The 16695-nt window shown below is 71.1% G+C and carries 14 protein-coding genes; 9 read left to right on the top strand and 5 right to left on the bottom strand.

All coding sequences use genetic code 11. The features are described from left to right. Positions 1-9 precede the first annotated feature (9 nt). Positions 10-666 carry an ACT domain-containing protein gene (locus A6035_RS09365; protein ID WP_108849182.1) on the bottom strand — a complete coding sequence of 219 codons (657 nt, stop codon included), beginning with the start codon at positions 664-666 and terminating at the stop codon, positions 10-12. Positions 667-743: 77 nt separating this feature from the next. Between A6035_RS09365 and gatC the strand changes: the two genes are divergently transcribed. The 5 genes from gatC (at position 744) to gatB (ending at position 6493) form a co-directional block, all read left to right on the top strand. Next, a complete protein-coding gene (gatC, locus tag A6035_RS09360; RefSeq protein WP_061229410.1) occupies positions 744-1043 on the top strand; it encodes an Asp-tRNA(Asn)/Glu-tRNA(Gln) amidotransferase subunit GatC in 300 nt (99 codons plus the stop codon). After that, positions 1040-2494 (top strand): Asp-tRNA(Asn)/Glu-tRNA(Gln) amidotransferase subunit GatA, encoded by a 1455-nt coding sequence (gene gatA / locus A6035_RS09355; RefSeq protein WP_108847565.1) that lies wholly within the window; start codon positions 1040-1042, stop codon positions 2492-2494. Before gatC ends, gatA begins: the two co-directional genes overlap by 4 nt. Continuing rightward, positions 2491-3891, top strand: a complete 1401-nt coding sequence (locus A6035_RS09350; protein ID WP_108847564.1) for a DHA2 family efflux MFS transporter permease subunit — start codon at positions 2491-2493, stop codon at positions 3889-3891. Before gatA ends, A6035_RS09350 begins: the two co-directional genes overlap by 4 nt. 75 nt (positions 3892-3966) lie before the next feature. Beyond that, positions 3967-5001 carry an ATP-dependent 6-phosphofructokinase gene (locus A6035_RS09345; protein WP_108847563.1) on the top strand — a complete coding sequence of 345 codons (1035 nt, stop codon included), beginning with the start codon at positions 3967-3969 and terminating at the stop codon, positions 4999-5001. A gap of 10 nt (positions 5002-5011) precedes the next feature. Beyond that, positions 5012-6493 carry an Asp-tRNA(Asn)/Glu-tRNA(Gln) amidotransferase subunit GatB gene (gatB, locus tag A6035_RS09340; protein ID WP_108849181.1) on the top strand — a complete coding sequence of 494 codons (1482 nt, stop codon included), beginning with the start codon at positions 5012-5014 and terminating at the stop codon, positions 6491-6493. Between the two features lie 57 nt (positions 6494-6550). Here the strand turns inward: gatB and A6035_RS09335 are convergent, their stop codons facing one another. Beyond that, the gene (locus tag A6035_RS09335; RefSeq protein ID WP_108849180.1) at positions 6551-8113 is read right to left on the bottom strand and encodes an HNH endonuclease signature motif containing protein; all 1563 of its coding nucleotides are present in this window, start codon (positions 8111-8113) and stop codon (positions 6551-6553) included. A gap of 92 nt (positions 8114-8205) precedes the next feature. Further along, positions 8206-9231, bottom strand: a complete 1026-nt coding sequence (locus A6035_RS09330) for a PQQ-dependent sugar dehydrogenase (RefSeq protein ID WP_167400721.1) — start codon at positions 9229-9231, stop codon at positions 8206-8208. Positions 9232-9297: 66 nt separating this feature from the next. On the opposite strand from A6035_RS09330, the gene A6035_RS09325 reads away from it, so the two are divergent. Beyond that, positions 9298-10116, top strand: a complete 819-nt coding sequence (locus A6035_RS09325; protein ID WP_108847562.1) for a DoxX family protein — start codon at positions 9298-9300, stop codon at positions 10114-10116. A gap of 70 nt (positions 10117-10186) precedes the next feature. On the opposite strand, the gene ilvD is transcribed toward A6035_RS09325, so the two are convergent. Beyond that, positions 10187-12025 carry a dihydroxy-acid dehydratase gene (gene ilvD / locus A6035_RS09320; RefSeq protein ID WP_108847561.1) on the bottom strand — a complete coding sequence of 613 codons (1839 nt, stop codon included), beginning with the start codon at positions 12023-12025 and terminating at the stop codon, positions 10187-10189. Positions 12026-12207: 182 nt separating this feature from the next. Between ilvD and A6035_RS09315 the strand changes: the two genes are divergently transcribed. Then, positions 12208-13644 carry a YhgE/Pip domain-containing protein gene (locus A6035_RS09315; RefSeq protein WP_235026806.1) on the top strand — a complete coding sequence of 479 codons (1437 nt, stop codon included), beginning with the start codon at positions 12208-12210 and terminating at the stop codon, positions 13642-13644. On the opposite strand, the gene A6035_RS09310 is transcribed toward A6035_RS09315, so the two are convergent. Beyond that, positions 13540-13974, bottom strand: coding sequence for a PH domain-containing protein (locus A6035_RS09310; protein ID WP_108847559.1), 435 nt, complete (start codon positions 13972-13974; stop codon positions 13540-13542). The two genes, A6035_RS09315 and A6035_RS09310, sit on opposite strands and share 105 nt — an antisense overlap. A 282-nt stretch (positions 13975-14256) precedes the next feature. On the opposite strand from A6035_RS09310, the gene A6035_RS09305 reads away from it, so the two are divergent. Beyond that, the gene (locus tag A6035_RS09305; protein WP_108847558.1) at positions 14257-16152 is read left to right on the top strand and encodes an acetolactate synthase large subunit; all 1896 of its coding nucleotides are present in this window, start codon (positions 14257-14259) and stop codon (positions 16150-16152) included. Beyond that, positions 16149-16655: an acetolactate synthase small subunit gene (gene ilvN, locus A6035_RS09300; protein ID WP_007627160.1), complete on the top strand. Its 507-nt coding sequence runs from the start codon at positions 16149-16151 to the stop codon at positions 16653-16655. Before A6035_RS09305 ends, ilvN begins: the two co-directional genes overlap by 4 nt. Positions 16656-16695 lie beyond the last annotated feature (40 nt).

Raw genomic sequence — 16695 nt, 5'->3', positions numbered from 1 at the left:
CGACGCGCCTCAGCCGGCGTGAAGGGTCCGCAGGATCCCGGTGAGGTAGCCGAGACGGGCGATCTCCGACGGCCGGAACGAGGGGCCGCCGGGCCGACCGACCACCAGGACGTGACCGGCGTTCAGGGGCGCGGCCGCCAACGCGGTGTCCATCGCCGTCCATTCGGCCGGGACCTCGTCGTCGTCGTCATCCAGTGCGGTGACGCGTGCCAGGCCGCACACGACGGGGACCTCGCCCCCCTCCCACATCGGCGCGGACTCCCCGCGGGCCACCAGTCGACACGTCGCGTCCCCGGTCACCTCCAGCACCAACGCCCAGCCGACGCGCAGTGCGGCGGGGATCTCGTCGGCGAGCATCTGCGCGGCCCCGGCGCCCGCCCCGGCGACCGCGTCGATCAGCTCGAGCTCGCGATGGGCGTCGAGGATCCCGCCGAACGGACGCAGGGAGTCCACGACCACGCCGTCGAGTCGCTCGGCCGCCGTGATGAGGGAGTCGGGGAAGGTGCCGTGGGGTACGTCCACGACGATGTCGTCCACCGCGACACCGTCGAAGCGGTCCACGACGTCGAGGCTGATGATGTCCGCGTCAACGGTTCCCAGGGCCACCGCGAGGGAGCCGAGGCTGCCCGGTCGGTCGGGCAACATGACGCGGAGGAGATAAGACATGACGCCCATTGTGCCGCACCCCCGCGGCCTGACTAGGCTGGGCCGGTACCGACCACGCCACGGAAAGGGGCAGGCACGTGACCTCGATCTCACGCGGGGACGTCGCGCATCTGGCCAGGCTCTCCCGCCTGGAACTGAGCGACGCCGAGCTGGATTCGTTCGCACAGCAGCTCACCGACATCCTCGACCACGTGCAGGCCGTCTCCGAGGTCGCCGCGGACGACGTCCCGGCGATGAGCCACCCCACCGCGATCACCAACGTGTACCGGGACGACGTGGTCGCCCCGGGTCTGACCCCGGAGCAGGCGCTCGACCAGGCCCCGGCCTCCGACGAGCAGCGCTTCGAGGTCCCGCAGATCCTGGGAGAGGACGCATGACCGAGCTCACCACCGCCACCGCCGCCGAGCTGGCGGGCCGGATCGCCGCGCGGGAGGTGTCCTCGGAGGAAGTCACCCGTGCGCACCTGGACCGGATCGACGAGGTCGACGGCGAGATCAACGCCTTCCTGCACGTGGGCGCCGACGAGGCCCTCGCGGCGGCGCGGGACGTCGACTCCCGCCTGGCCGCCGGTGAGACGCTCGGCCCGCTGGCCGGCGTGCCGATCGCCCTCAAGGACGTCTTCACCACCACCGACGCGCCCACCACGTGTGGCTCCCGCATCCTCGAGAAATACCGCTCGCCCTACGACGCGACCGTGACCGGTCGGCTGCGTGAGGCGGGCATCCCGATCCTCGGCAAGACCAACATGGACGAGTTCGCCATGGGGTCCTCCACCGAGAACTCCGCCTACGGACCGACCCGCAACCCCTGGGATCCCAGCCGCACGCCGGGCGGCTCGGGCGGCGGTTCGGCCGCGGCGCTCGCGTCCCACCAGGCGCCGCTCGCCATCGGCACCGACACCGGTGGGTCGATCCGCCAGCCCGCCGCGCTCACCGCGACGGTCGGCGTGAAGCCCACGTACGGCACCGTCTCGCGCTACGGCCTCGTGGCCTGCGCCTCCTCGCTCGACCAGGGGGGGCCGTGCGGCCGCACCGTCGAGGACACCGCGCTGCTGCACCAGGTGATCGCCGGGCACGACCCGCGTGACTCCACGAGCCTCGACGTGTCGATCCCGGACGTCGTCGCGGCCGCGCGGGAGGGCGCGAAGGGCGACCTGACCGGACTGCGCGTCGGCGTGGTCTCGGAGTTCTCGGGCGAGGGTTACCAGCCCGGCGTCGAGGCGTCGTTCCGCGCCGCGGTCGACACCCTGCGCGAGCTGGGCGCCGAGATCGTCGAGGTCTCCTGCCCCAACTTCCGCTACGCACTGCCCGCCTACTACCTCATCCTCCCGTCCGAGGTCTCCAGCAACCTCGCGCGCTTCGACGCGATGCGCTACGGCCTGCGGACCGGCGAGGGCTCGGCCGACCAGGTCATGGCCGCGAGCCGCGAGGCCGGCTTCGGGCCGGAGGTCAAGCGCCGCATCATGCTGGGCACATACGCCCTGTCGGCCGGCTACTACGACGCCTTCTACGGCCAGGCGCAGAAGGTGCGCACGCTCATCGCGCGCGACTTCGACGCCGCCTACCAGAAGGTGGACGTCCTCGTCTCGCCGACCACGCCCACGACGGCGTTCCCGCTGGGGGACAAGGTCGAGGACCCGGTCGCGATGTACCAGTTCGACCTGTGCACGCTGCCGCTCAACCTCGCCGGGCACTGCGGCATGTCCGTGCCGTCCGGTCTCGTCGACGGACTGCCCGCGGGCTTGCAGATCATGGCGCCGGCGCTCGCCGACGACCGCCTCTACCGGGTGGGCGCCGCATACGAGGCCGCGAGAGGCGCGATAGCGTGACCACGGTCCCCGAGCGGGACGCCTGGAAGGCCCTCGCGGCCCTGGTCATCGGGTTCTTCATGATCCTGGTGGACCAGACGATCGTCGCCGTGGCCACCGACGCGTTCGTCACCCAGCTCGGTGCCAGCACCAACCAGGTGATCTGGGTGACCAGCGCCTACCTGCTGGCGTACGTGGTCCCGCTGCTGTTCACCGGGCGGCTCGGGGACCAGATCGGACCGCGCACGGTCGCGATCGCGGGACTGGTCGTGTTCACCGGGGCGTCGCTGTGGTGCGGCCTGGCCCCGAACGTCGAGATGCTCATCGTCGCCCGGGTGTTCCAGGGTGTCGGGGCCGCGCTCCTGACGCCGCAGTCGCTGAGCGTGATCACGCGCGTCTTCGCGCCCGAGCGTCGGGGCGCGGCGATGGGCACGTGGGGCGCCGTGGCCGGGATCGCGTCGGTGGTCGGCCCGGTGTTCGGCGGCGTGCTGATCGACGCCTTCGACTGGCGCTGGATCTTTTTCGTCAACATCCCGTTCGGTGTACTCGCCGTGGTGCTGGTGTGGCTGTGGGTGCCGGTGCTCGAGACCCGCACGCGCTCCTACGACGTGCCCGGGATCGTGCTGTCGGCGATCGGCATGTTCCTGCTGGTGTTCGGCATCCAGCAGGGCGAGTCACACGGCTGGGGCGGAACGACCGCGGCGCTGATCGTGGCCGGGGTCGTGGGGCTCGCCATGTTCGTGTGGTGGCAGTCGCGCGTGCGGACCGAGCCGCTGGTCCCTCTACGGTTGTTCCGCGACCGCAACTTCTCGATCGGCACGTTCGGCGTATCGACGATCGGCTTCGTCACCGCCGGCACCATGGTGCCGCTCATGTTCTACCTGCAGGGCGTCAAGGAGCTGACCCCGACGCGGGCCGGCCTCATGCTGCTGCCGATGGCTCTTGTCGCCGGTGTCCTCGCGCCGGTCGTGGGCCGGTGGGCCGATCGCCTCGACCCGCGGATCTTCACGGGCGTCGGGTACTTCTCCTTCGCGATCTCCCTGTTCTGGCTGGCGCTGGTGATGGACTCGCAGACGCCGGTGCTCGTCCTGCTCGGCCCCATCGCCCTCATGGGGGTGGCCAACGGGTGTGTGTGGGCGCCGACGTCCTCCACCGCGATGCGCCGCCTCGAGCTGGCCTCCGCGGGCGCCGGGTCCGGCGTGTACAACACCACTCGCCAGGTCGGCGCCGTGCTGGGTTCCGCCGCGATCGGCGCGCTGATGCAGGCTCGCCAGGTCGCGCACGGGGACATCGGTCAGGCGGTCGCGGACTCGATGTTCCTGCCCGCGGTGGTCGTCCTGCTCGGCGGCCTCGTCACGATGGCGTTCAAGACGGGCGATCAGTCGTTCGCGGAGCCGGCGACCAGCCCGGCGAGGTGACCCGCTCGGCGAGGTGACCCGCGCGGCGGGAGGCCGTGCGCCCCTAGACTGCGGGGGAACCGAGAGGAGCTCGACGTGCGTATAGGTGTCCTCACCGCCGGCGGCGACTGCCCCGGCCTCAACGCGGTGATCCGCGCCCTGGTCCGCACCGCCAACTCCGAGTACGACTCGCCGGTCCTGGGCTTCCAGGACGGGTGGTCCGGCGTGGTGGAGGACCGTGCGGTCCCACTGTTCGACGACGAGGGCATCGACCGCATCCTGCTCCGCGGTGGCACGATCCTCGGGACCGGCCGACTCAACCCGGACATTCTGACGGCCAGCCTCCCGGAGATCCGTCAGACGCTCGAGCGGCACGCCCTGGACGCCCTGGTGGCGATCGGCGGCGACGGTACGCTCAAGGCCGCCCGGTGGCTCACCGAGAACGGCATACCCGTGGTGGGCGTGCCCAAGACCATCGACAACGACGTCGGTGGCACCGACTACACCTTCGGCTTCGACACGGCCGTGTCGATCGCCTCGGACGCCATCGACCGTCTGCACACGACCGCGGAGTCCCACGAGCGGGTGATGCTGGTCGAGGTGATGGGCCGTCATGCCGGCTGGATCGCTCTACACGCCGGGCTCGCCTCGGGGGCGCACATGATCGTGATCCCCGAGGTCCCGTTCGACATCGACTACGTGTGCAAGGTGATGAAGCGTCGCTTCCAGATGGGGGAGGCCTACGGCATCTGCGTGGTCGCCGAGGGCGCGACACCCGTCGAGGGCTCCGGAATGACCCTGCGCGAGGGTGGCACCGACCAGTTCGGGCACGAGGTCTTCACCGGGGTCGCGGACCAGATGGCGACGGCGATCCGTGAGCGCATGAACCGCGACGTCCGCACCACGGTGCTGGGCCACATTCAGCGGGGCGGCACGCCGACCGCCTACGACCGCAATCTGGCGACCCGGTTCGGGGTGCATGCGGCGCATGCCGTGCACCGCGGGGATTTCGGCCAGATCGTCGCCTTGCGGGGGGAGTCGATCGCGATGGTGCCGGTCGAGGAGGCCGTGTCGGTGCTCAAGACAGTTCCGGAGGACCGCTACCGCGAGGCCGCCTGCCTCTTCGGCTAGATTGTTCGGCATGGAGTTCACCGAGGTCGTGTCACGTTTCGATCCCGTCATGGGTATGGAGGTGCACGTCGAGCTGCACACCAACACCAAGATGTTCTGCGGGTGTCCGACCGCGTTCGGGGCCGAGCCCAACACGCAGGTGTGTCCGGTGTGCATCGGCCTGCCGGGCGCGTTGCCGGTCGCCAACCGGCAGGCGGTCGAGTGGGCCATCAAGATCGGTCTCGCGCTGAACTGCTCGATCGCGCCGTACAGCCGGTTTGCCCGGAAGAACTACTTCTACCCGGACCAGCCGAAGAACTACCAGATCTCGCAGTACGACGAGCCGATCGCCCACGACGGCTACCTCGACGTCCAGCTCGAGGACGGCTCCACCTGGCGGGTGGACATCGAGCGCGCCCACATGGAAGAGGACACCGGGAAGTCCACGCACGTGGGCTCGGCGACCGGCCGCATCCACGGCGCCACGCACTCGCTGCTGGACTTCAACCGTGCCGGCGTGCCGCTCATCGAGATCGTCTCCAAGCCGATCGTCGGGGCGGGGGAGCGGGCCCCCGAGATCGCCCGCGCCTACGTGTCGGCACTGCGTGACCTTCTCAAGAGCCTCGACGTATCCGACGTCCGGATGGATCAGGGGTCGATGCGCTGCGACGCGAACGTCTCACTGATGCCCAAGGGCGCCACCGAGTTCGGTACCCGCACCGAGACCAAGAACGTCAACTCACTGCGCAGCGTCGAGATCGCGGTGCGCCACGAGATGTGCCGCCAGGCGGACGTGCTCGAGTCCGGCGGCGAGGTCGTCCTGGAGACCCGGCACTTCCACGAGTCGGACGGCACGACGACCGCCGGTCGCCCGAAGGAGTCGGCCGAGGACTACCGCTATTTCCCCGAGCCGGACCTGGCGCCCGTCGAGCCGACGGAGGAGCTCATCGAGTCGATCCGCGCGACGCTGCCGGAGCTGCCGTGGGTGCGTCGGGCGCGCGTGCAGGCGGACTGGGGCGTGTCGGACGAGGAGATGCGCGATCTCGTCAACGCCGGCGCCCTGGACCTCATCCTCGCCACGGTGGACGCCGGCGCGCCGCCCGCCGAGGCCCGGTCGTGGTGGGTGTCCTACCTGACACAGCAGGCCAACAAGCGGGGCGTCGAGCTGGACGCCCTCGCCATCACGCCCGCGCAGTTGGCGCGGGTCATCGAGCTGGTCGCCGAGGGCAAGCTCACCAACAAGCTGGGCCGTCAGGTCGTCGACGCGGTCCTCGACGGCGAGGGCGAGCCCGATCAGATCGTGGCGGACAAGGGCCTCGAGGTGGTCCGCGACGATTCCGCGCTCCAGAAGGCCGTCGATGATGCGCTCGCTGCTCAGCCGGACATCGCGGACAAGATCCGCTCCGGCAAGGTGCAGGCCGCCGGCGCGATCGTCGGTGCGGTCATGAAGGCCACCCGCGGACAAGCCGACCCGGCCCGCGTGAAGGAATTGGTGATCGCTGCCTGCAGCTAGGCGGTACAACCGACTACTCCGTCGGTCGTCCCTCGCGTCCGGACCTCGCCCCGCCGATCAGGCGGGGCGGGGTCCGTCTCGTTCGGCGCCGCGTGGGTTGGTGAGGTGGCCGTCGTCGGCGATGAGTCGGTCGAGGTGTTGGTGCCAGCGGTGGTCGAGGATGCGGTCGCGGGCCTGGGCCAGGGGGCCGTGGGGTCTGGTGTGGTGTTCGTGTCCGGTTTCGGTGATGATGGTCAGCTCGCCGAGGGGTCCGGGCCGGTAGGCGCAGTGGCCGAAGGTTTTCTCCCGGTGGTGTTTGCGGCACAGGCACACCAGGTTCCACTCGGCGGTGGGCCCGCCCAGTTCGGGACGCTGGTGATCGAAGGCGATGACGTGGTCGATCTCGCAGTTGTGGGCGTCGACGGTGCAGCCGGGGTGGCGGCAGGTGCCGTCGCGTAGTCGAATCCGTTCGGCCAGGGCGGGGCTGATGCGGTACTTCAGCGCCGCGTCGGGGGTGTCCTCGGTGCCGGGTTGCGGGTCGAGCAGTTCGAACCGGACCTTGGCGTCGCCGCCGGAGAGCAGTTCCTCGCACAGCCAGTCGAAGCTGGCGTAGGCGCCGGTGACGAACTCCACGCGGTTGGGCAGGCCCTGGGCGATGCTGTCGATCACGGAGATGCGGATCGGCTGGTCGGTGCCCCACGAGGCCCCCAGCGGCGCACGACCGGCCGCATCGGCGGCGTCGGTGCCGGGGGCGGTGTCGGTGTCGGCGGCGGTGGCCGTCGCGCCCGGGGCAGCCGGGTCGGCCGCGCCGTCGTCGCCCGGGTGGTCGGGCAGGGGGTCGGCGATGTCGGTGGTGTTGGGATCGCCCAGGGCGATCAGGGCGTCGGCGCGGAGTTGGTCGCGGGTGCGGGGATGCCCGGTCTCGGCGGCGGCGCGGGCGGCGGCGTCGATGCGGCGGCGCAGCTTCTCGGCGTCGCCGGAGGGCAGATGGGCCCACATGCTGGTCATGCCGTCGCGTTCGGGCCGGAACCGCACGGTGCGCTTGTCGGCGGCCGCGTCGACGGCGTCGCCGGCGCCTTGGGGGTCGTGGCGTTCGCGGGAGGCGTCGACGGTGGTGTCCAGGGCGGTGCGGCTGGGCCGGTGACCGCCGGCCAGGTCGCGGGTCAGGCGGGCCACGACATCGGATTCGACACCACTGATGATGTCGTCGGGGATCGAGGCCAGGCGGCAGGCGGCGTCGATGGCCAACTGCTCGGGCAGCAGCCCCCGCTCGACGGCCTCGCGTAGGCGGGGCAGGCGGGTGTGGATCTGCACGCCGGCGGTGACCAGGTGGCGGGCGTGCCAGCCGGTCATCGCCAGCGCCGCGGCGAGGTGGTGGCGGGCCCGGTCGGCCGGGTCCAGGCGGGCGTGCGCGGGACGGGTATCGGCGCCGGGCTCGCCGCGGGCGGCCTCGTCCAGGGACTTGAAGCTCTCGACCAGCAGGTGTGCGGCATGCAGCCGAGTGGCCCCCGCCAGGTTCTGCGCCAGCGTCGCCGACCGCGCCACCTCGCTCAGCGCCGAGGCGTCCAACGACTCCAACGGCTCGTCCACCGCGCGCAGCGCGCCGAGACCGAACGCCCTCGCCGTCGTCGTCGTATCCACTCCGGTCACCCCCCGCTCGCGTCGCACTATCACTCGAACGTGAGAACGAGTTTACCGGCCAAACCGGCGTCGCACAAGGGTTCGAGTCGGACTCACATGCGGGCGTCGCCTCCGCCGCCGGAGTCGGGCAGGATGACCGCCCGGTCGTCGGTCGCGACAGGGGAGCCGCCGGCCTTGTTGGTGGTCCCGGCCAGGAGGATGCCCTCGCCGACCACGGTGAGCCCGGTGAGTCGCCCGTAGCGCCCCTCCGCGAGGGCCTCGGGCTGACCGCGCGCGGCACCGCCGGCGGTCTGCAGGGTGTCGACGCGCTCGGCGTCCGGGAGTGCGATCGCCATCGTCCCCTCGCCGGCGGCGCACCCGCCCGCGGAACGCTGGTCCGGCCACGTCCACACCATCCGATCCGGGGCGCGGAGCGCGGCGCCGCGGTCGGTCACGGTGGAGAGGTACACCTCGTCGCCGTGGACGCACAGCGCCTGGATACGACCAAGATCGCGCCCGATCACCTCGGGTCGCTCGGCGCGCCCGATCCCCGTGTACGACGGGAACCGCGCGAGCTCCGACCCGACACCGACGGTGAGGACGTCCGCGACGAACGCGAGGCCGCCGCTCTCGGCGGGGGCGAGCTCCGCGACCGTGCGGGGAGCGTCGCCGCGCGCCAGGCGCTCGACGCGGGTGGGTCCATCGCCGACGACGAGGAGATACACCAACCGGTCCTGGGCGAAATCCGGGGAGGGCGCGACCGCGGCCACCCGACCGCCCCGCGGATCCACCCGCCCGAAATCCTCCGGCTCCGCGTCCGGCGAGACGATCCGCACCGCACCCGTCGACTCCGCGACCAACGCCCGCTCGCCCAGACCCGCCACGGCGACGGCCGGACCCAGACACGCGGCGATCACCGCGGGGTCCGGGTCTACGCACGGGCCGGTCTCGGGTGGCGGTTCGGGCGCCCCGGAGGGCGAGGTCGGCGGGGGAGTCGGAGCGCCGGGCGCACTCGGCGGCGGCGCGGCCCCCGCTCCCGGACCCGGTGCCGGCGTGAACGGGGCCTCGAGGCGATCGTCGAACCTCGCGCAGCCCGACACCGCGACGGCGAGCGCCAGGACGAGCGCGATCGATCTCATGCCGACCAGACTACGGCGCGCCGTGTCCTACGGGTCCCCGCGGCGGCCCCGGCCTACAGTCGAGGGGTGACTTCCTCAAAGCGCGGCGACGACGACGCCCGTACCGAGATCATCCACGACGTCGACTACCCGCTCGACGTACCCGACGCGAGCGGGTCGGGATCGGGTGCGGGCGGTGGGACGGGGGACGCCGCCACCACCGCGTTCCCGGCCGCCGGGCGCACCGACTACTCGCAGTTCTCCGAGTCGGGTGGATACGACATGTCCGCGCCGTTGCCGTTCGGCGAGCAGCCGACGACCATCGCCCCCGCCCGCCGCGACGAGATCGGCAGGCGCGGGACCATCGACCTCGGACTGTTCGTCCTCCGCCTGGCGGTGGGCGTCCTTCTGGCGATGCGCGGCCTGCAGAAGCTCGCCGGGTTGTTCGGTGGCCCCGGGATCGACGGGTTCACCCAGACTCTCGCCGACTCGGGGTTCGACATGGCCCGCGCCCTGGCGATCGCCGGCGGAGCCGTCGAGCTCGTCGCGGGGGTCATGCTCGTCGTGGGACTGGCCACGCCCATCGCCGCTGCCGGCCTCCTCGGGATCGTCGGCCTCGGCATCGCGGTCCGGTTGACCGGAGCGGACCCCATCCCGGTCCTCAGCGACACCTCGCGGGGACTCGAGCCGTCGATCCTTTACGCCGCCGCACTGATGACACTGCTCTTCACCGGACCCGGGCGGTGGGCCGCCGACCGCAAGTGGGGATGGTCGCACCGCCCGCGGTTCAGCGGGATCGTGTGGCTGGTGATCGTCGTCGTGCTCGCCGGGCTCGTGTGGTACTTCCTCAACGGCACCAACCCGTTGACGTCGTCCGCCGACAGCGCGCCGGTCACCGCGGGCTGACCGCGCCGCCGGCTGATCGCGCCGGTCTCTGCGGGCCGACCGCTCACTGGTGTCCGGCCCGCAGCCGCAATCAGTCCGGCAGGATCCGGACGGCGCCCTTGTCCGCCGATGACGCCATCGACGCGTACGCGCGCAGGGCGGTCGAGACCTTCCGGTCCCGGTTCGCCGGCCGCCACGGCAGCTGACCCTTCTCCTCCCGGCGGCGGGCCAACTCGTCGTCGTCCACCGCCACCGAGATGGACCGCGTGGCCACGTCGATCGTCACGATGTCGCCGTCACGCACCAGGCCGATCGGGCCGCCCGAGGCGGCCTCGGGCGCGATGTGGCCGATGGACAGTCCCGAGGAACCGCCCGAGAACCGACCGTCGGTGATGAGGGCGCACTTGGTGCCGAGGCCGGCGCCCTTGATGAACGCGGTCGGGTGCAGCATCTCCTGCATGCCCGGGCCGCCGGCCGGTCCCTCATACAGCACCACCAGGACCTCACCGGCCCGCAGCGTCTTGCTGAGGATCACCGACACCGCCTCCTCCTGGGACTCGACCACCCTGGCCGGCCCCGAGAAGTGGAAGTTCTCCTCGGACACGCCCGCGGTCTTGAACACCGACCCGTCGGGGGCGATGTTCCCGCGCAGCACGACGAGGCCGCCCTCGGCGGTCGCGGGGTGCTCCACCGAGTGGATGCAGCCGCCCACCGCGTCGGTGTCGAGCGACTCCCACCGGTTGTCCGTGGAGAAGGGCTCGATCGTGCGCACCCCGCCCGGGGCGGCGTGGAACAGCTCGACGGCCTTCTCGGTGGCCGTGCCACTGCGGATGTCCCAGTCGGCGATGTACTGCTCGAGCGACGGCGAGTGCACCGAGTGGACGTCGGTCTCCAGCAGGCCACCGCGGTACAGCTCGCCGAGGATCGCGGGGATGCCGCCGGCCCGGTGGACGTGCTCCATGTAGTAGTCCGAGTTCGGGGCGACCTTGGCCAGGCACGGCACCCGGCGGGAGACCTCCTCGATGTCGTGCAGGTCGAAGTCGACCTCGCCCTCCTGCGCGGCGGCGAGAATGTGCAGCACAGTGTTCGTGGAGCCACCCATCGCGACGTCGAGCGCCATCGCGTTGGTGAAAGCCGACTTGGTGGCCACCGAGCGGGGGAGCACGGAGTCGTCCTCGTCGCGGTAGTAGCGCGTGCACAGGTCCACGATGAGCCGACCCGCCTCGGCGAACAGCTCGCGGCGCGCACCGTGCGTGGCCAGCGTCGAGCCGTTACCCGGCAGGGACAGCCCGAGGGCCTCGGTGAGGCAGTTCATCGAGTTGGCGGTGAACATGCCCGAGCACGACCCGCAGGTCGGGCAGGCCGACCGCTCGATGGCGTCCAGATTCTCGTCGTCGACGGCGGAGTTCGCCGAGGCGGAGATCGCGGTGATGAGGTCCGAACCGGCCTTGACGACGCCGTCGACGACCACCGAGAAGCCCGACTCCATCGGCCCGCCCGAGACGAACACCGTGGGGATGTTGAGCCGCATGGCCGCGTTGAGCATGCCCGGCGTGATCTTGTCGCAGTTGGAGATGCACACCAACGCGTCGGCCGTGTGGGCGTTGACCATGTACTCCACCGAGTCCGCGATGATCTCGCGGCTGGGCAGCGAGTACAGCATCCCGGCGTGCCCCATGGCGATGCCGTCGTCGACCGCGATGGTGTGGAACTCACGCGCCACGCCGCCCGCCGCCGCGATCTGCTCCGCGACGATCTCGCCCACGTTCTTCAGGTGGACGTGGCCGGGTACGAACTGCGTGTAGGAGTTGGCGATCGCGATGATCGGCTTGCCGAAGTCCGAGTCCGTCATGCCGGTCGCACGCCAGAGGGCCCGGGCCCCCGCGGCGTTGCGTCCGGCGGTGCTGGTTCGTGACCTCAGGGGCGGCATGGGACCTCGATCCGGTTCGAAGGGGGCGGGCGGCCGGAGGGGCTGTACCCGCGGGGGCGTCCCGGACGCGCCGACGGCGCCCCGGACGCGCCGTGACCTCCCCACGATACGCCCCGTTGTGGGTTTACTCTTCTCACGGTCGGCCGCCCGGCCAGCCCGCCCACGACGCGAAGGGGATGGATATGAGCGACTCCGGCCACACCGGCGGGATCCGTGAGTTCGTCTCGCACTCCGCAGGGGCCGTCGCGGTGGTCTGTGGCCTGTTCTTCCTCCTGGCCTTCATGTACATCGGCGGCACCGCGGACCCGCAGGCCCACGCCCGGCACATTCCTGTCGCCGTGGTGAACTCGGACGAGGCGTCGACGCTCGAGACCCCGATCGGCCCGCGACGGATCGACGTGGGCACCCGCATCACGGCGGGGCTCATCCAGAACAACGACTGGGGCACCGTGAGGCTGCACATGGTGGACCCGGCCACCGCCGAGGCCGGGTTGCGAGACGGAACGTATTTCGGCGCCCTGCGGATACCCGCCGACCTCAGCGACCGGGTCGTGGGACTGGTCGAGGCGGCCGCGACGGAGGCGGGGCGGAGCGGGCCCGTGCCGGACCGCGCACGCGTGGAGCTGCAGTACTCACCGCGGGTGTCGATCGTCTCCGGCCAGGTGCTGAACACGATGGCCGACCGGATGCGGGAGTCGTTCCGGGAGAGCGTGGGACCCGGCCTGCTGGAGGACGCCGGGCTCCTGGCGGGCGCGGAGGGCGGATCGGTGGGCGCGGCGGCCGCACTCGCAGTCGAGGACCCGATCAGGGTGGACGTCACGGCGTGGAACCCGCTGCCGGCGGGTGTCTCCAACGCGTCGCTGCCGATGTTCTACGCGCTGGTCGTCATCCTGGCCGGGTTCACCGGCGCGATGATCATCTCGGCGCTCTTGGACGCCCGACTCGGGTTCATCCCGCTCGAGATCGGGCCGTTCGCCCATCACGTCCACGTGGCGCCGTTCGGTCGGTTCCAGACCCTCGTGCGAAAGTGGGCGGTCACGCTCGTCACCGCTCCGCTGGTGTCGGTTCTATGCCTGTGGGTGGCGGACATCCTCGGCATCAGCGGGTACGACCCGTGGCACATGTTCTGGTTCTCGAACCTCGTGATCGTGGCGGTGGGGGTCTGCGCGCACACCATCATCGCCGCGATCGGCAACGCCGGGCTGCTGGTCAACCTCGTGCTGTTCGTGGTGCTCGGGATCCCCACCTCCGGCGGGGCGACGCCCACCCAGATGCTGCCGCCCGTCTTCGTCGCCATCGGCGACCTGCAACCGATGCACCAGGCCTATCTCGGCCTGCGCTCGATCATGTTCTTCGACTCGGGCTGGGAGGCCGGCCTTGGTCACGCCGTGTGGGTGCTCGGTGCCTGGACGCTGGGCGGGCTCGCGGTGGGCATCGCGGTCACCCTCGTGTACGAGCGGATGGGGATGCGTCGGCAGGCCGTGGCCGATCGGGTGCCGGCCGGCCGGGGCGGATCAGGGCTGCTCGGGTCCGGGCGCGGCGTAGGGGTCGCGGATGCGGCCCCGGCTGGCGGCGGACAGGCGCGGGAGGTCGTGGAACGACACGCCGCCCATCGGTAGGGAGTCGTCCGAGGTCGTCACGAGCCGGGCGAAGCCCTTCTTCGGGAACATCACGCCCTTCACCTCGTCCCACGGGACCGAACGCCGGGAGCGCCAGGTCGACAGGTGCACTCCGCGCTCGTCGAGCCGGGTGCGGGTCCTGGCCACCCACCAGGCGAAGCCCACCGGGATCAGCACCAGCCAGCCGAGGGCCAGCGGGTAGGCCGCGACGGGCCAGAGGATCGCCACGACGAGGATGGCGATGACGATGTAGGACATGGGGTTGACGCGGAAGAGGGCGCGGTCGCGCGGGGTCGACTCCGGCACGGGGGCTCTGAATGGGGCGCTCATGATGCCCTCTAGTCTCGCACGGTCCACTATGTGGGATCGGTGTTCCACGAGTTGACGCTGCGGACAGCCGGGGCCTAGTCTGGGCCGCGTGAACACCTGGAACGGTCTCGTACTCGGCCGGCGCGTCGGCGCCTGAGCCGCAACCTGGCTTTCCCCCGACGCGCACCCTCGCCGGCCCCATGTGGCCGTCGGGGGTTTTTTGTTGCCAGGTTCCACCGGTCCCACCGGACCGGGTGAGGCGACGAACGACAAGCTCCACGACCAGCATGAAGGACAGTTGAAGTGAGCGCACCAACGGCACAGCCCGGACCCCGTCCGGGCACAGACCAGAAGGCCCGCCCGGCGGCCCCCGAGCGGATGACGGGCGCGCAGGCCGTCGTCCGGTCCCTCGAGGAGATCGGCACCGAGGTGGTCTTCGGCATCCCCGGCGGGGCGATCCTGCCGGTCTATGACCCGCTCTACGACTCGGCCAAGGTCCGACACGTGCTCGTCCGGCACGAGCAGGGCGCGGGCCACGCCGCCACCGGCTACGCCCAGGCCACCGGCAGGGTCGGCGTCTGCATGGCGACCTCGGGCCCCGGTGCCACCAACCTGGTGACGCCGCTCGCGGACGCACAGATGGACTCGGTTCCGGTCGTGGCGATCACCGGCCAGGTGGGGACCTCTCTCATCGGCACGGACGGCTTCCAGGAGGCCGACATCTCCGGCATCACGATGCCGATCACCAAGCACAACTTCCTGGTCTCCCACGGCGACGACATCCCGCGGATGATCGCCGAGGCGTTCCACATCGCCCAGACGGGCCGTCCGGGTGCCGTGCTGGTCGACATCCCCAAGGACGTCCTCCAGGGCGAGATGACGTTCTCGTGGCCGCCGGAGATGAAGCTCCCCGGCTACCGGCCCGTCACCAAGCCGCACGGCAAGCAGATCCGCGAGGCCGCCCGGATGATCGCGCGGTCGAAGCGCCCGGTGCTGTACGTCGGCGGCGGCGTCATCAAGGCGGACGCCTCGGCGGAGCTCATGGCGCTGGCCGAGCTGACAGGCATCCCCGTCGTCACCACGCTCATGGCCCGCGGCGCGTTCCCGGACTCGCACCGGCTGCACTACGGCATGCCCGGCATGCACGGAACGGTCGCCGCGGTCGCCGCACTGCAGCGCTCCGACCTGCTGGTCACGCTCGGCGCGCGCTTCGACGACCGGGTCACGGGGCGCCTCGACACGTTCGCGCCCGACGCGAAGGTCATCCACGCGGACATCGACCCGGCGGAGATCGGCAAGAACCGTGCGGTCGACGTGCCGATCGTCGGCGACATCAAGGAGGTGCTGGTCGAGCTGGTCGAGACGCTCCGCGGTGAGCGGGAGTCCGGTGCGCTGGACGCGCCGTCCGCGTGGGTGGGCGAGCTGGACGAGATCCGTGACGAGTACCCGCTGGGATACGCGCCGCAGTCGGACGGGTCGCTGTCTCCGGAGTACGTCATCGAGCGCCTCAGCGCCGCCGCCGGCCCCGACGCGGTGTACTGCGCGGGCGTGGGGCAGCACCAGATGTGGGCTGCCCAGTTCGTCCAGTACGAGAAGCCGCGCACGTGGCTCAACTCGGGCGGTCTCGGCACCATGGGTTACGCGGTCCCCGCCGCGATGGGCGCCAAGTTCGGCCGTCAGGACGCCGAGGTGTGGGCCATCGACGGCGACGGCTGCTTCCAGATGACCAACCAGGAGCTCGCCACCTGCGCCATCGAGGGTGCGCCGATCAAGGTCGCGCTCATCAACAACGGCAACCTCGGCATGGTCCGGCAGTGGCAGACGCTGTTCTACGAGGAGCGCTACTCGCAGACCGACCTGTCGACGCACTCCATGCACATCCCCGACTTCGTCAAGCTCGGCGAGGCGCTGGGCTGCGTGGCGCTGCGCTGCGAGCGGGCCGAGGACGTGGACGACGTGATCGCCAAGGCGCGCGAGATCAACGACCGGCCGGTGCTCATCGACTTCATCGTGGGCAAGGACGCCCAGGTCTGGCCGATGGTCGCGGCCGGGACGTCCAACGACGAGATCATGGCGGCCCGGGACATCCGTCCGCTGTTCGACGACACCGACTCCGCGGCGGACGAGGCCACGGAGATCCACGAGGTGACCGAGCGGATCGACGCCGCCGTCACCTCCGGCCAGGAGGAGGATCAGTGAGCGCTCGTTCCCACACCCTGAGCGTGCTGGTGGAGGACAAGCCCGGCGTGCTCGCGCGCGTCGCGTCACTGTTCTCCCGGCGCGGGTTCAACATCGAGTCGCTGGCCGTCGGCCCGACCGAGACCGACGGGCTGTCACGCATGACGATCGTGGTCAACGTCGAGGACTTCCCGCTCGAGCAGGTGACCAAGCAGCTCAACAAGCTGGTCAACGTCATCAAGATTGTCGAGCAGGACCCGGCCGGTTCGGTGGCCCGCGAGCTCACGCTGGTCAAGGTCCGTGCCGACGCCACCAACCGCGGGCAGATCGTGGAGATCGCCAGCCTGTTCCGTGCGCACATCGTCGACGTCTCGCCGGAGTCGCTCACGCTCGAGGCCACGGGCACGCCGGACAAGCTGGACGCGCTGCTGCGGATGCTCGACGGCTACGGCATCCGCGAGATCGTCCAGTCCGGCATGGTCGCGCTCGGACGCGGTCCCAAGTCCATCACCACCACTCGATAGTCTCGACCTGTAACCCGGTTTCGACTTACCGATAACAAAC

The sequence above is a fragment of the Dietzia lutea genome (assembly GCF_003096075.1).
GTDB classification, from domain to species: Bacteria; Actinomycetota; Actinomycetes; order Mycobacteriales; family Mycobacteriaceae; genus Dietzia; species Dietzia lutea.
The sequence above is the reverse complement of the archived record's forward strand: the minus strand, read 5'-3'. Positions and strand labels throughout refer to the sequence as shown.